Raw genomic sequence first — 15,678 nt, 5'->3', positions numbered from 1 at the left:
CGAGAGCTATCCAAGAAACTTTTTGAAAGTGTTGCTTTGCAACACTTTCAAAAAGTTTCTTGATTTAGGTTTGAGCGAAAAGCGCTATAAATTGCTATACAATTAGCCTATGATCAACAATCCATTTTTGCCTCAACGGTTGGTGGGCAGACACAAAGAGCTAGAGCAAATTAGTCAGATTTTGCTAGCAGATGGGGATTTATTAATTGCTGGAGTAGCGGGAAGTGGGCGCAGAACTCTGGTCAAATGGGCGGCTAAGAAGGTAGGCGCAAGAGTCATCACTCTCGATTGTCTACGGGCAACTGATGGCGATCGCTTTTTAAAGTTAGTAGCTGAAGGATTGCTAAATGCTTTTGATCGACCTGATGAAATTTTGATGTTGCAGCAGATGCTCAAGGAGCAGCAGGTCAACTTTGAGCTAGAACCAAAACCATACATTAAATGGAAGCTTGCTTCTTCGGGTATTTGGAGTCTTTTTCAATATTTACTTAGGCTTCCTCAACAGATGGCGGAATGGCTGGATTGTCGGGTGGCGATCGTTTTGCATAATTTCACGCATATTCGTTCGTGGGATCGCAAAGGAGAATGGGAAGAGTATTTGCGGCGCGAAATTCAATTACAAAGCCGTGTAAGCTATACGCTGATTGCCACAGTTCCCGAACCTTGGATGCATAAATTAAGTATTGATGTCGTAGAGTTGCCACCTCTTCACCATGAAGAACTTTATGAATGGCTAGAACCAACAATGGAAAATAAAGGGTTAAGATTTGACCCTAATAATTCTGAATGTATCTATCCCTTCTCAAATCATGCCACTAGTTCTTTACAGCTATTTAAAGAATATATTCAAGGGAATTTAAGTGATGCGATCGCCTTAATTAGAAGAATTTGGCTAGATTCTCTGACCAAATCCAATCAATCTTCTTCCCCGTCTATATTTCTGATTCAGCCGCATCATGTGCATCACAATATGCTAGCCCTGATCGAAGATTTAGCGCCCACTTTTGAATCTTTAATCATGCTGTTACCGCCAACTCAAGTTAGGGTTTTGGAAAGCTTGGCGATCGATCCTACGGTTAGTCCCCATAGTCGAGAATATATTCAGAAACACCAATTATCCAAGGGAGGCAGCTTACAGGGAGCTTTAGATAGCTTAGAGCAGAAAGGGCTAGTCTATGGTGCAAAATATGGCTATCGCATCGCGCTTCCTACATTGCAGTTTTGGCTAAAGCAAAGACTAGGATGAGCAATATTCATACACTTCCCATTGAAGTTGTCCATCTGATCGCCGCAGGGGAAGTGATTGATTCCCTCTCGGCGGTAGTGAGAGAACTTGCTGAAAATGCGATCGATGCAGGGGCGACCAGAATTGTTATTTCTATTTGGACAGATTCGCTCTCAGTACAGGTGAGTGATAATGGTTGCGGGATGGCGATCGCTGATTTATCACAGGCGGCGACACCCCATACAACTAGTAAGATAGCCAAAGCGGAAGACTTGCAGCAAATCACCAGTTTAGGCTTTCGGGGAGAAGCTCTATATAGTCTCGCACAACTGGCAGATTTAAGCATTTGTAGTCGTCCAAGGTTGGAACCTGTAGGCTATCAAGCTCACTATGGGGAGATGGGGAATTTACTTACTAGCCCCAAAGTTGTGGCGATCGCGATCGGTACTGTTGTGACAGTTCGGAATCTTTTCGCTCGTTATCTCAATCGTTTACAATCCTTGCCCAGTAATTCTCAACAGGTTCGGAAACTGCAATTACAAATTCAACAAATGGCGATCGCTAATCCTCAAATCAATTGGCAAGTTAACTTAGATAATCGTGAGTGGATGACCATTTGGGCTGGGGAAAATGCTAGTGAAATCCTAACGCAAATTATTAGTTCTATTCAGCCCTACGATTTGGCATATAAAGAATTTGCCCTTATTCCCCAATCCCTCCTCTCCAATGGGAAAGAAACTGGGGGGGAGAAAATTTCCATTACTCTCGGTCTACCCGATCGCCTCTCGCGCCGCCGACCTGATTGGGTAAAAGTTGTTCTCAATGGACGAGTGATCAACTTTCCTGAGATCGAGCAGACTATTCTGGCTAGTCTCGAACGAACTTTACCGCGTAATCGCTTCCCAGTCTGCATTGTAAATTTTAATTTGCCCTGCGATCGCCTTGATTGGAACCGCCATCCCGCCAAGTCTGAAGCCTATGTTCAAAACTTAGAGGAATTAAAATCTCAATTAAAAGAATGTATTACTGATGCACTTAAGGTTCCTGAAGTTAATTCTCAAAATCTTTATAGCAATGCAACGAAGGATTTACTTCGTACTGCCGAGCGTAAAACCTCCTATTTGATACCTGCTAAGCGGGAAAATTTTAATCAGCCTAGTTCTAATTTAAAGGCGATCGCGCAAGTTCTCGACACTTATATTTTGGCAGAACATGCAGGTGGTTTATGGCTTGTAGAACAGCATGTTGCCCATGAGAGAGTTCTCTTTGAGCGCATCGAAAGTCAATGGCAAATAGTGACCATAGAGCAACCAGTATTACTAAACCAAGTTACGGAGGAGGGAGTCGAGCGGCTGCAAGATCTAGGGCTAGAAATTGAAGCCTTTGGGAATGATCTATGGGCGGTGCGATCGCTGCCCGAAATTTTAGTTGGGCATGGGGATTGTAGCTTAATTTTGCAGGAAATGTCTCAGCAGGATGATCCAACGATGGCAAGAGCGACGGCGGCTTGTCGTAGTGCTGTTCGCAATGGCACAAAGTTAGATTTAACGACTATTCGCGATCTGCTATCTCAATGGCAACAAACTCGCAATCCTCACACCTGTCCTCATGGTCGCCCAATTTGCTTAGCGATCGATGAGTCCGATCTCGCGCGATTCTTTCGCCGTAATTGGATTATCTCAAAATAAGAAATCTAAAATATGTCCCTAAAATCAGCTAGCCAAAAGTGCGATCGCCTAATCTAGTCGCCAACTTCCTTTACAGCTTTACTACAGTTTGTTTCGTAGTAAATCAGGTTAATCAAATCACTCACGAAGTCATATATCCCCTAGTCAGGATGTCTATATAGAGAAATTCTCTAGTTAACTATTCAAGGAGTATTTAATTGAATCCTGTCATGATCGAGAAATCTCCAATCGTCTAGAAAACTTTCTCGAAGATGATGAAAAGAATTTAGGGATCATCCATACAGTAAGCGTTCAGTATGAAATCAAAGCTGAGCCGAAATGAACTAACTGTCCAAAAGATGATCAAAAAAGTAACTGAAGTGATGGAAAATTCATCGCTTATTAAGAGCAAAATTCAAACTAACTGTCCCAATTAACAGGAAAAAAAATCATGATTTATACTAATCAGCCAGGCGAAGTTATTACAGAGCGTCGTATTAATAATAGTAATAATGGTGTTACAGAGTTTAGCGATCGCGTTCATTGGGGCGCAATCATCGCGGGATTAGTGGTAGCCATAAGCTCTCAATTATTGCTAAGTGCGATCGGTGCTGCACTGGGCTTTGGTAATATTGCAGACTCGGGCGCACCTCGCTCTGACTCAGGTGATGTTGCTCAATCCGTTGGTATCTGGACAATCATTAGTCTATTTATCTCTCTATTTATCGGTGGTTGGGTAACCGCCAGATCTTTCGGATCGGTTAATCGGAGTACGGCGGCTCTTAATGGAGCAATTCTCTGGGCAACAACTCTAGCAATTAGCTCTTTGTTATTAGCTGTTGGAGTCACTGGTGCTTTTGGGTTGGCGGCTGCTAATGCCGATAGGATTGCTAATCAAGCCCAACAAAATGGAATTACTATTCCTGATGTAAGAAATAGTATTCCTTCTGGAGGAGTGGCACCAAATGCTGGAGCAACACCAAGCCCGATGCCTACTTTGAGCGCTCAACAAACTCGTGAGGTTGCTTCAAATGGATCTAAGGCTAGCTGGGCTTTTACTTTTGGTTCATTGTTAGGACTTGCGGCTGCGGTGATTGGAGCAGGTGTTGGCGCTCGTAGTCGGCATACTGAAAGAACCACCTATAACGGTCAGAGCCAAGCATAAATAAAGTGTTAGCTATAATCGCTTACCGCTAATATAGCTAACACTTGGATTAGGATAAATCAAAACCAGAAGCGAGTGGCGGCGCAAATCGCCGCCACTCGCTTCTGGTTTTGTGTCCTAACAAGAATGGCTACGGCTACATCACTACTATGATGAATTTGGTTTATATAAAAACATCCCTTTGAAACATTTTCAAAGGGATGTTTTTAATGATCCTAGTTCTGGGAAATGGGTCAAGCATAAGCATAAAATCCGCTACCAAAAGTCGCGATCGCACAGCGTTGGTTTTTGCTCAGTCTGGGGCATGGGTTTAGGAGATTCGATAGAGAATTTATAAAGTATATTTATGATTACTGAAATATCGCGATCGCATCTTTAATCCTAATCATGAGAGTCATCTCATTGATAGGCGAAGCTGTAAATCCACATTTCTCGTAAAAAACCTTCGCATTCTCAGAAATAGCATGGACAAGGATAGCTCGTATTCCCGCAATTTCAGACGCTTGTAGAGTTCTTAAAATCGCGTCCCTTAGCAAGGCCCGACCAAGCCCTTTCCCCTGCCACCTGCGATCAATTGCTAACCTTCCGATCACCATTACAGGAATTGGATCGGGCATATTCCGCCGCACTTTACCCGTAGCAACAGATTGAATCACTGAGCCATTAGAAAGGCAGTAGAAACCAATCACAACATCATCAGTACAGAGAACATAGGTACGCGAAGCACCCTCAAGTTCATTTTTGATAGCTTTATTCTTTAACCAGTCATCTAGTTGACTATTGCCAGAGTCGAACCCCTTGATCTGGTGAGATAAATTGAGCTTTTCAGGCGATCGCAAATTATCTAAACTTATTCCCACGGAGATTTAGTTGTTAGTAACTTCTGTAACTTTTGATTTGGCTGAGGAACTCCATCCAATAATGCTGTAAATTCCTGATACTTCAATGGGTCTAAATCAAAGAAAGCCCAATCTAAAAGAACATCTTGCGCCTTCTGATATGCTGACTCAAGCATAAACTCAGAGCGTGTTTTACCCTGTACTTCGGCAGCAAGATCAATGATATTCCGTTTCTCTTGTTTCACACGGATATTAATCGTTACATCGCGATTTTGGCTAGAAGGAAGGTTATCTATTGAAGTAGACATGGGGATTTGCCTAAAATACACACTTCTTTATTCTAATGTTTTGTATATACAATGTCAATACACTATCGGGTTTCATGAAAAGCGATGGTCTCTTCTAAACACAAATTAAGATCGCGATCGCCCAGCGTTGTTTTTTGCTGGATAGTCTGAGGCATAGTTTTTAGTTGGGGAGCATTAAATAACATCCACTAAATCTATCTTAATTCTTTTCCCCACTGCTCTAGCCGCTTTATCTAAAGTTCGTAAAGTCACAGAATCATACTCAGGATCGAGTAAGCGATCTAGTGCTGCGCGGCTAGTTTGCATAGATTTAGCCATCTTGGATTTAGTTAAGCCACGTTCTTTCATTGCTTGTTCAACTTGCCAAGCCAAAACACGCTTCAGTGCAACTTCTGTTACTTCATTTAAAATCCCTTCCTGTTCTAGAAAGTCATCAAAAGCCGAACCTAAATGACAATTATTAGACATGTTTAACTCCTAGCTTTGTTTTTAAACTCAATCTGTCGCTTGATGGCTAGATTCAAATCTTCTTTAGGTGTTTTTTGCGTTTTCTTGGTAAACCCGTGCAAAAGAATCATTTGCTCTCCTTCCACACAAAATAAGACTCTAGTAATCGTATTTTCAAGATTAGTACGCACTTCATACAATCCTTTACCCATAGGGCGACAGGTAGGCATTCCGATTGGAAATCCAAACTCAATTGTTTTAATATCTTCTCCTATTTTCTGTCTATCTTCTTTAGATAAAGTCATCAGCCAATCTCTAACAGGTTCTTTATCAGATTCAGTTTTGAAAAAGCTTGCTTTAATTCTCTTAATATTGCTCATAGAAAAATCAAGCAGAAGCTTTCAAAAAATAGAGATTAAGTGATAAATAAATGAGTATTTGATTTTGATTTGACTATTGTATCATTTCTGGTACATAAACTCATAAAATATAAAGAGTGTATAGCTCTCTTATCCTAGCTCAGCGGCTTTTCTAACCATAAACTGCGATCGCGATCGCAAAGTTAAATTTATAAAATATTCTGTATCATCAGTTTAAGCGACGCGATGGCATAATAGGCTTAAGCAACCCAAGGATTTATCAGTAAAGAATCAGAGATATATGTCTAAAATACCGATCCTCCAAGCTGATCAATCATATACTTTTCGCTCCTACTTCGAGATGTCCTACGGCGCGGACGAAATTCTGGCTGAATTTGGCTATACATTTGCTAGCGATCGCATTCCATTACCGAAAACAGAAGAAACTCTAAACTGGGTTCCCGAATTACGCGATCGCATCGAATCCTTCTTACCTCATATCCGACTTACTAGCGAAACTGCTCGTCGTGAAACGCTAGTTGCTCCTTTATTACTTGCGGTTACAGTCCATTGCAATTGTCAATTAAGAATTGAATATCCATTAAATGTAAATAATTGGCTGAAAGGTTATCTAGATTACCTTGTACGTTCTACTCATAATTTATTGGTTGTAGAGGCTAAGAATGATGACCTTACCAAAGGATTTACTCAATTAGCAGTAGAGTTAATTGCTCTTGCTGAAGCTGAAGGGCAGAATGAACTTTATGGAGCCGTGACGATTGGGAATGTTTGGCAGTTTGGATACTTAGATGCGAAATCGAAACAGATAATACAGATTGCTTCACTGTATCGGATTCCTGAGGATATCGAAGAATTAGCTCAAATTTTGGTTGGTATTATCAATCAATAGAACAAGGCTAAGACTTATCGACAAACTCAGTCAGATTGCTGTTTTCGGCATAGAAGGGACGCATGATTTCAGCAGTTTCTCTTAGGCTAAGTTTTTCTGGCTTGTCTATGTCTTGCCGCAGTAGCTTTAGAGCAAATTCGATTACCTCTAGGTGATCGCTATTTGGCATTTGTTTGATCGCTTCTAAAATTTGAGTTTTAATCATAGTTTTTTGAATAAGCTAGAGTAAGAAATCGCCTCTTCTAGCCACAAATTAAGATCGCGATCGCACAGCGTTATTTTTTGTCCGATAGTCTGAATCAATTCATTTTTCAAAAAATAGATAAACTTGGCTGATTGTGACTTAATTAAGCTTGGGCTGACCCTAATCTAAGTTCAAAGTAACCAATATTCTAAAAGCTATCAGTTAGTCTTCTAAATTCAATTTCAAACTTTTCATATGTATTATCACTAGCTGTCACATTCCAAATTGCATAAATAATTTGCTCTTTGTTCAATCCCATCTTAAGCATATTTTGGATTCGACTCTTTAATTCAGCATCCTTAACCTCATTTTCACGATAAGTTTTTTCTCCCTCTTTAGCACCACTTTCTCTTGCTCTTTTTAGATCATCTTTTGTTGCAGTCATGCCACTAGCAAAGTAAAGCTCTGCCGACTTACCCATACCGAAAGTCCATCCATATACAAAAGCAGAACCGAAGAATCCTCCAGCACCTGGCAGCCCTATTTTAAAGAGAGCTAAAATTGTCTGCTGTCCAAGAAAACCGCCACCAATTACAGCTACTATTTCTCCCACAGAGTTTTCACTAATCTTGTAGCCGTAAATATTTCCTATAGCTCTAACCATTAAATACTGGACAGGAGTAATAGTCCAAATGTCAGCAAAAGGCATTGGAACTAACGCTAAAGCAGCACCTGCACCTGCGGCTATCGTGCGTACTTGTGAGCATTTTTTTTGCTTTTCTACTTCACTACAATTAGAATGGTCAGCCGTTATATATTCTAAAATATCGTCTAAGTTCATTACAAATAACCTTTTTTAATAATTCAGTTTATTATACTAATGCTTTAAAATTTAATTGACCTAAGATAAAATGTTGAGAAAAATCACATAATATGCGAGATAAAAACTTAGAAAGAATCAAGAAAATTTTGCCAATTCTCATTTGCAACTGATTGATCGTCGTCATCATAATACATGGTACAAGTATCAGGAAACATATGCTCGATATCATTAGCATCTAGAGAGTTGATATACTCAAACTCAGCTTTTGATTTTTCTGATTCTTCTTTTATTCTTTCATACGCTTTCTTACTTCCGTCACCTAACAAACGTCTTAAGCGTTGATCGTTAGAATCTCCCAATATCTGCGCTTCCAATATTCCAGAGCTTATATAACTAGAGGCAGAAGGATCTCGCGCTATAAATTCAATGACTGACCTGCCCCAAAAACTCTCTACTAAAGGGTCTAGCAGTTCTAGTGAATAATTTAGCGTTAATTGATCTAGGTTTTTAGCATTTGTCATTGAAAAATGAATAACTTGGTTTCTTAACCGCCCAAACTCTTTATACTGAGTAATCTGATTGACTTTAATTCCTGTAGTTGCCCATAGTTGCTCAGGTAATTCGTCATATGAGAAAGTGCGACCATCTTTTAGCAAATCAATAAGTGTAAGATTATCCTTGTTAGGCTCTGATTTAGGCAGTTTAGAAAAAATCAAGAGAGGGTGTTCTTGAGCTATTCTGGCTTTTAGTAAAATTTCTGCTGCATGGGCTGCATGAACTACACACATTGGAGTGTGTCCTTGTAAAGCTTCAATAAATGCACTTTGGAACAAAAGCATCCCGACTCGGCGCATATTTTTTGGGACATCCTTCATATCCATCTACATTTCTTCCCAAAATTCAATATTGAGTATAGCGTCCATATCTCGGCTGAATTGCCACGTGTTAGGAAAATTGACAGACTTATAATCTGGATCTGATCGCATTAACTTGAGCGCATCATCAAAAGCATCTTGAAACAATTCGGGACTGTTTGCATAGTTTTTGAGACTAGGTGACTGTCGCAAGATTTTGCAGATTTCTATCCTTGTTCTATTGATAGTTCTAACCCACCCCGCATAGTTATATTCACTTTTGACATAGATCCGCTTGAGTAAATGCTCTAGCAAAGTGGTTAGTCTATTTTCTAACTCGCGCCTATCTCTACCCGCCAAACCTTCTAACTCCTCAATTAAGTTTTCTACATCTAGATTTTGAAAATCACCTGCTTTTAACTGAGCGATCGCCTCTTCTAACCACAAATTAAGATCGCGATCGTACAAAGTTATTTTTTGTTCAATAGTCTGAGTCATAAGTTTAGGCAATGCGATACAGCATTTACAAAGTATATCCCAAAGAACAAGGGGCTTAAGCCCCTTGCCTGACTTTAATTACTCGATACCATCAAGAGGCGCAAAGCCTTGACGCTGAGTGTTTTCGGTAATAGACCTCGGCTCTAAGAACTGCAATAGATAATCGCGTCCGCCAGCTTTGGAACCGATACCGCTTAGCTTGAAACCACCGAAGGGATGGCGATCTACCAAAGCGCCTGTGATGCCGCGATTGATGTAGAGATTGCCCACTTCAAACTCGCGATAGGCGCGTTCGATATGGGAAGGAGTGCGCGAATATAAGCCGCCCGTGAGCGCGAAGTCAGTACCATTAGCGATCGCCATTGCCTCATCAAAACTATTCGCCTTGATTACCGCCAGTACGGGACCAAAGATTTCCTCTTGGGCGATCGCACTGTCAGGATCAACATCACCAAAAATAGTGGGGCTGACATAGAAACCATGATTAGGAACTTCGCCTTCATAGGTGAGTTTGGCGGTTTCCTTACCTTTAGCGATGTAGTTCTGGATATTGCGTTGAGCAGCAGCGTCAATCACAGCGCTGAGTTTGGTGTCTGGAACGTGAGCTTCACCGACAATTAAGGAACGGGTGGCTTCCACTAATCTCTCCATGAAATTGTCGTAGACGGGAGCCAAGACGATCGCTCTTGAACAAGCGGAACATTTCTGACCCGCAAAACCGAATGCGGAATTCATTACGCCCACTACAGCTTGATCGAGGTCGGCGCTTTCATCGATGATGATGCCATTTTTGCCACCCATTTCAGCGATGACGCGCTTCATGTGTTTTTGCTTGGGGCGCAAAATAGAAGCTTCAGTGACAATCTGACATCCCACTTGCTGCGAACCTGTGAAGGCAATTAGATGCACATCGGGATGTTTGACTAAATGGGAACCAACAGTCGAGCCTTTGGCAGGGAGATAGGTAAATACGCCTGTGGGTAATCCTGCTGCTTGGAGAACTTCCGCGATTTTTGCACCAATTACAGAGGACTGTTCGGCGGGTTTGAGAATGACAGTATTACCTGCGGCGATCGCAGCGACACTCATACCCAAGGCGATCGCAAAGGGAAAATTCCAAGGCGAAATCACCACGACAACGCCGCGAGGTTGATAGATGTATGTATTGTCTTCCCCTGGAAGATTGCGCTGTACTCCTGATTCGAGACGTTCCATTTCTTTGGCATAGTAGCGGCAGAAATCGATCGCTTCGGAAACTTCACCATCGCCTTCACGAATTGGTTTAGCAACTTCCCAACAAATCCATGCAATCAGTTCTTCCCGCTTCTCTTCCATGATGTCCGCAGCTTTGCGGAGAATATCACCCCGTTCTTTAGCGCTGAGTTTCTTCCATGAGGTAAAGGCGGATTTTGCAGATTTGACGGCTTCTTCGGCTTGGTCGATGCTGGCTAGACCGATTTTACCAACTACTTGCGATGAATTAGCAGGATTGACGGATTCTACATAGTTCTCAGTTTGAACAGGCTGACCGTTGATGATTGGTAAATAGGTTTTACCGAGTTGATTGCGAACCTTTTCTAATGCAGTTTGGGCGGCTTCACGTTCTTGATCAATGGCATAGTCGCGATCGCTAGAATTGACAAAGCCATCAAAAACATTTTGGACAGGTGCGCCGTTGTAATTCAGATCGCGATCGCTTTTGACTGGAGCAGCAATCAATTTACCGATATCGCTACTTTCTCCACTAATTCTTAAAAAAGAACTATTAGCGGTATTTTCCAACAGGCGGCGAATTAGGTAAGACATTCCGGGAATCAAATCACCAAAGGGACAGTACACGCGCACACGATAACCCATATCGGCGATCGCCTTGGCAAATTTGTCACCCATGCCATAGAGACATTGGGCTTCAAAGGCGCGACTAGGGATATTCAGGGTTTGGACGATTGCGATCGCCTTAGCTAGTGATCGCGCATTATGACTTCCGATCGCTGCATAGAGATATTGATGATTTTCTAATAGAATCTGAATTAAGCGCTCATAATTGGCATCGGTGGAAACTTTATCGGAGAATACAGGAATAGCCCAACCCTGTTGATAGGAACGAATAGTTTCACGATCCCAGTACGCTCCTTTGACTAGGCGCACGGTGACAGGCTTACCGCGTAATTTTGCCCATTCGACTAGTTCTAATAAATCCTGCTCACTATCGCGGAGATAGCCTTGGATGGTGATACCAACATCGGTGCGATCGCGGAATTCTGGTTCCGTTAGAACTTGTTTGAGAATTTGCAATGTGAGAGATTTGAATTCATACTGCTCCATATCAAAATGGATGCCACAGCCTAAAGTCTGCGCTTTACGCAAGAGAACTCTAGCAGGTTCGCTGACTTTCTCTGTAGTCTTAATGGGATCGAGGGGATCGAATTGGGAATAGAAAGCACTAAGCTTTACGGAAACTTGAACCCGCTTTAGTTCTTCACTATTAGCTTTATCGATTTGATCAATCAATCCCCAATTTTTTGCCTTATTAGACAAATCTTCCATCATGCCGATGTAGCGATTAAGATAGCCCTCGGCTTCCACTTCACTGATTACCGCTTCACCGAGCAGATCCATTGTAAAGCCAAAGCGATCGCGCCGTAGTTTCTCGATTGATTTGGTCGCTTCATTCAAGTTTTCACCGCAGATATAGCGCTTGGCAAGAGTTCCTACGGAGGTCGAGAGCGCGGTAGCCGCCGCCGTTGCTGTTAGAGAATTAGGATTGTCGGTACTGAAATTGAGCAATCCCCGCAATGCTGGCACATCTACGGCATTACTAGCGAGATATTCGTGCATATGACTAGCGATCTCTGACTTGCTCTGCAATGCTGGCAAGCAATCAATCAATCTAAATAACTGCACTCGCAAGCCTTCGTTTTCCATCGTCCAAGCCATGAGCTTGTCATCAAGTCGCAATTCATCCTTAATTTGCGATAATTTTGACCAAAAGGAACCTTTCTCATTGCCACTTAAAATCTTCTTCGCGATTTCCTGTGTCTTCGCTTCATATTTTGAGACATCAAGGGAAGTATCAAATTTGTTGTTAGAGCTTGTATTTGCTCGCTGTGTTGGGCTAACCACTGCTGTAATCCATAAACCTTGCAATCAATCAGTATAGCTAGTAACCATCCTTTGGTTATTTGTAGCTTTGTTAGCTAAATCTGGAAATTAGAAGGCGATAATTGTTGCTATTTATAGGTTGTCAGCGATCGCCACAGCGCAAAATCTAGTGCAAATTGTAAGCAAGTCATGACAAATAATACCAATAACAGAAAGGTGGTGCATCGCGCCGCCTTTCTATAGGATCTCACCAGTCACCACCAGCACCTCCTCCATCACTACTGCCACCCCCAAAATCACTGCTAGAACTACTACTTCCATAATCTGAGTAAGAGGAATCATAGCTACTAGAACTAGAGCTATAGTCAGAACTACTCTCATAAAGACTATTGCTGGTATAGCTTGGCGCAACATAAGGATAGACAGGCTGTTCATAGAAGCAGTTCTGGCATTGCAAGATACTCACAGCCTCCTTTGAGCCTTGTTTCGGAAATTTTTTGGGTTTACGTGACTTTTCGAGAGAAGCGCCAATTACTGTCGGATATTTACATTTAGAACAAATAGATGTTGCCTTGAGAATATTCGGCTGGCAATAAATATGTTGCCGATCGCGCTCAGATTTAGAATGGCAGCGATCGCAAGTATACAAATCATAGGTCGCATTGCCTAGCTCAACTGCGAGTTTCTCAGGTTGAGTGAGATAAGTATTGCTTAAAACCTTATCGAGGTGCTGAGTTACGCTATGGCAAGTGGCACAAAAAAACTGCTCTCTAGTACTCTTCTCGCTCTTCTTATCTAAGGATACTTGATTAACGAGATGAATCAGAAACAGTTGATAGCTCATGGCAAGACTCAAGCCGATCGCTATAAACAGAATATCGCTAGGCAAGAGTGCGGCAACAGTTGGAGATATTAAGGGGATTATTACTAATAAAAGCGAATATTGAATTCCCAGTAAGAGAAATAAATTTTTGAGAAGGATCGCGCCCCATTGCTTCCATAGTTGTAGAGGGGGTGGTTGCTGGAAAGCCTTTGCCAATTTTGCTAGCCAATAGTAAGTAATGCCAAACCACAGGGGAAGACTAATCAGGGCGATCGCGGCATTGATGCCGAGGAAATCTACAAAGTGGTTATCTAACCTTATGGACAGACCTGTGGCTGCCTCGGATAACAAAAAAGCATCTGCACTAGTGGCGATCGCGCTAATCCCCAGAGACAGCATTAATATCGGTCTATTAGCTACTTGTTTGAGTTGGGGAACTCTAAGTTGAAATACTAATGGACTAGACGACCGTTCTCTGTCAGGTAATAGCTGACACCACGAGTTGATTTTTGAGACTATCCAAGCAATGCTGCCTAGGGCGATCGCTATCCCTAATCCGCCCATAACCCTATAAACTGGCGCAAAATCAAAGCTAGGGACACCAATTTGTTCTAAACGGTTCGTGATTTCCTCGACACCATTAATTGTCCCTTGGTCGAATTTCTGAAGCTTGAACTCAGGCTTAATTTTAGTCTCGATAATTTGCGTAACTTGAGCATTGCTGAGTTGGGAAGTAAGCCCGCGACCAGTTTCGATCTCAATCCTCCGTTCATTTACAGAAATTAGAAGTAATACACCATTATCGACACCACGCTTACCAATCCCCCATGTATTAAATAGTTCCGTTGCATAGGCTTTAGGGCTGGATAAGGGAATTGTATCGGGAACCGTCACAACCGCGACTTCTGAACCCTTACGAGCCTCTAGTTGAGAAATTCTTTGATTGATTCGAGATTCGGTCTCCGCACTGAGAATATTGGCGACATCACTTACCCAAGTCCCATTTGTTTTGCGAGGATTGGGAATATCTTGAATGGGAATAGCCCATATAGGCGATATGGGTAATACCACTGCCCAGATTAAAAAACAGAGCAAAAAAATGCGCCGCAGGCGGAGCGATCGCTGCATTTTTTTGGTTTTCTTCTGAAATTGCCAAATCCTTACTGCGCTAGTTTGTAACCATTCAAGCCAATTACCCTTCATAAGCTGTGATCTCCACTCCTGAAACTTGGTATTTAATCTCGCGAAACTTACTTACTTCGACCGCATCCCTAACCAGTAGATCCCTAACCGCAGCACTCAAATATAACTTACCAAATTCCCCTCGATCTTGAGCCATTTTTGAAGCAACATTTACAGGGCTTCCTGCAATGTCTCTCGTGCCGATCGCCAAATTAAAAATTAAAACTTCCCCCTGATCGAGCCCAATGCGACAAGTAAGATCCTGCTTTGCGAGTTCTTGTCGGAAGGTTTGGGCGAAATTAAGTGCGGCGATCGCCTGATCAAAGGCATAAATTCCCAAAGAGCTAACGACTTTAATTTCTGCCTCTAATTCAGGAGCAATGAGCCTTAGCCCAATATCCTTCATGAGTGCTGAAAATGATAGCTGATTGAACATCGTAATTTCATGGATGTCGGCAACTTCACTTTTGCTCTCGATTAGTACCACGACCTTCTGCTGCATATACTTATCCGTCAAGTAATGGGCAAAATCATGATCTTCTAGTCTTGTCTCGTATTCTAATAAATTGGCATAAAAGTCTTCAGAATAGGGAATTGGATAGCGTTGATCAGAGGGTCTTAGATCTTCTAATCTTGCGCCATCTAAGACACGATAAATATTGCCAATTTCCGCAGTCAAATTCTGAGGTAAGTCATCACGACGCTCTAGCGTGAAATTATGCTGGACGGGTAAGCGATCGCATATGGCCTGAGAGATTAGAATTTCGCCCCCCTCAGTATGACTTTCCGCAACCTCCTCGATCGCATTTGCTTCCGTTCCATACAAGCCGCCACTAATTTGATAGAAGCTGCCATAATGAGCGCCTAAACCAATCTTGATCTGACAACTGCGATTAATTTCATCTTGAATAGTTAAGAGCGCAGCAACAAGGGTGGAAGCCTCAACGGAATTTGGATAAAACATTTGGGTATTGTCCGCCGCCCATATCCCCACACTTTCCCCAGAGATCGCTTTTCCATAGCCATGCACAATCTTTTTCGGTTGATTGATAATTGCCAAAATCTCTAGCAATCCTTTTTGCTGACAGAGCTTAGTTAAACCAACGGAGTCTGAGGATACGCTATAGCCCTGTACTTGATGGGTCGCCAGCAGCTTTAGCGCATCATCATAGGTTTGATCACTGCTGAGCCATTGCTCAACGAGCTTTAAGGGCAATGCACCAATGATGTCCTGTGTAACATCAAACAGATTGGTGGAGTAACGCTTCTTGCTAAGTTTTTCAGTCATCGCA

At 42.1% G+C, this 15,678-nt stretch carries 15 protein-coding genes; 4 read left to right on the top strand and 11 right to left on the bottom strand.

What is annotated here, in order from left to right; translation table 11 throughout:
• The first annotated feature begins 109 nt into the window (after nucleotides 1-109).
• The 3 genes from H6F42_RS08860 (at nucleotide 110) to H6F42_RS08850 (ending at nucleotide 4,057) form a co-directional block, all read left to right on the top strand.
• Nucleotides 110-1,246 (top strand): helix-turn-helix domain-containing protein, encoded by a 1,137-nt coding sequence (locus H6F42_RS08860; RefSeq protein WP_190398989.1) that lies wholly within the window; start codon nucleotides 110-112, stop codon nucleotides 1,244-1,246.
• Entirely contained in the window at nucleotides 1,243-2,913 is a 1,671-nt protein-coding gene (mutL, locus tag H6F42_RS08855; RefSeq protein ID WP_190398988.1) for a DNA mismatch repair endonuclease MutL, read from the top strand. Before H6F42_RS08860 ends, mutL begins: the two co-directional genes overlap by 4 nt.
• Before the next feature lie 430 nt (nucleotides 2,914-3,343).
• Nucleotides 3,344-4,057: a hypothetical protein gene (locus H6F42_RS08850; protein ID WP_190398987.1), complete on the top strand. Its 714-nt coding sequence runs from the start codon at nucleotides 3,344-3,346 to the stop codon at nucleotides 4,055-4,057.
• 350 nt (nucleotides 4,058-4,407) lie between these two features.
• Here H6F42_RS08850 and H6F42_RS08845 read toward each other — a convergent pair whose 3' ends face one another.
• The 4 genes from H6F42_RS08845 to H6F42_RS08830 all read right to left on the bottom strand — a co-directional run bounded on the left by H6F42_RS08845 (nucleotide 4,408) and on the right by H6F42_RS08830 (nucleotide 6,031).
• Nucleotides 4,408-4,917, bottom strand: a complete 510-nt coding sequence (locus tag H6F42_RS08845; protein WP_190398986.1) for a GNAT family N-acetyltransferase — start codon at nucleotides 4,915-4,917, stop codon at nucleotides 4,408-4,410.
• Entirely contained in the window at nucleotides 4,908-5,204 is a 297-nt protein-coding gene (locus H6F42_RS08840; protein ID WP_190398985.1) for a DUF1778 domain-containing protein, read from the bottom strand. The genes H6F42_RS08845 and H6F42_RS08840 overlap by 10 nt, the downstream gene beginning before the upstream one ends.
• 174 nt (nucleotides 5,205-5,378) lie before the next feature.
• Nucleotides 5,379-5,672, bottom strand: coding sequence for a helix-turn-helix transcriptional regulator (locus H6F42_RS08835; RefSeq protein WP_094535353.1), 294 nt, complete (start codon nucleotides 5,670-5,672; stop codon nucleotides 5,379-5,381).
• Nucleotides 5,673-5,674: 2 nt separating this feature from the next.
• Nucleotides 5,675-6,031 (bottom strand): type II toxin-antitoxin system RelE/ParE family toxin, encoded by a 357-nt coding sequence (locus H6F42_RS08830; protein WP_190398984.1) that lies wholly within the window; start codon nucleotides 6,029-6,031, stop codon nucleotides 5,675-5,677.
• A 280-nt stretch (nucleotides 6,032-6,311) separates the two neighbouring features.
• On the opposite strand from H6F42_RS08830, the gene H6F42_RS08825 reads away from it, so the two are divergent.
• On the top strand, nucleotides 6,312-6,920 hold the full coding sequence (locus H6F42_RS08825; RefSeq protein WP_190398983.1) for a hypothetical protein: 609 nt from the start codon (nucleotides 6,312-6,314) through the stop codon (nucleotides 6,918-6,920).
• Between the two features lie 7 nt (nucleotides 6,921-6,927).
• Here H6F42_RS08825 and H6F42_RS08820 read toward each other — a convergent pair whose 3' ends face one another.
• The 7 genes from H6F42_RS08820 to H6F42_RS08790 form a co-directional block, all read right to left on the bottom strand.
• Entirely contained in the window at nucleotides 6,928-7,125 is a 198-nt protein-coding gene (locus H6F42_RS08820; RefSeq protein WP_190398982.1) for a hypothetical protein, read from the bottom strand.
• 187 nt (nucleotides 7,126-7,312) lie between these two features.
• Complete coding sequence (locus H6F42_RS08815) at nucleotides 7,313-7,945, bottom strand: DUF697 domain-containing protein (RefSeq protein ID WP_190398981.1); 633 nt, start codon at nucleotides 7,943-7,945, stop codon at nucleotides 7,313-7,315.
• Between the two features lie 107 nt (nucleotides 7,946-8,052).
• Entirely contained in the window at nucleotides 8,053-8,808 is a 756-nt protein-coding gene (locus H6F42_RS08810) for a hypothetical protein (RefSeq protein WP_190398980.1), read from the bottom strand.
• A complete protein-coding gene (locus tag H6F42_RS08805; RefSeq protein ID WP_190398979.1) occupies nucleotides 8,809-9,279 on the bottom strand; it encodes a DUF29 domain-containing protein in 471 nt (156 codons plus the stop codon). It lies immediately after the preceding gene.
• Nucleotides 9,280-9,357: 78 nt separating this feature from the next.
• Nucleotides 9,358-12,402 carry an L-glutamate gamma-semialdehyde dehydrogenase gene (gene pruA, locus H6F42_RS08800; protein ID WP_190398978.1) on the bottom strand — a complete coding sequence of 1,015 codons (3,045 nt, stop codon included), beginning with the start codon at nucleotides 12,400-12,402 and terminating at the stop codon, nucleotides 9,358-9,360.
• Nucleotides 12,403-12,628: 226 nt separating this feature from the next.
• Entirely contained in the window at nucleotides 12,629-14,407 is a 1,779-nt protein-coding gene (locus H6F42_RS08795) for a TPM domain-containing protein (protein ID WP_199288960.1), read from the bottom strand.
• Nucleotides 14,397-15,674, bottom strand: coding sequence for an adenylate/guanylate cyclase domain-containing protein (locus H6F42_RS08790; protein WP_190398977.1), 1,278 nt, complete (start codon nucleotides 15,672-15,674; stop codon nucleotides 14,397-14,399). Before H6F42_RS08790 ends, H6F42_RS08795 begins: the two co-directional genes overlap by 11 nt.
• Nucleotides 15,675-15,678: the final 4 nt, after the last annotated feature.

The organism is Pseudanabaena sp. FACHB-1998, assembly GCF_014696355.1.
Classification (GTDB): domain Bacteria; phylum Cyanobacteriota; class Cyanobacteriia; order Pseudanabaenales; family Pseudanabaenaceae; genus Pseudanabaena.
This window is presented reverse-complemented; position numbering and strand designations above follow the sequence as displayed.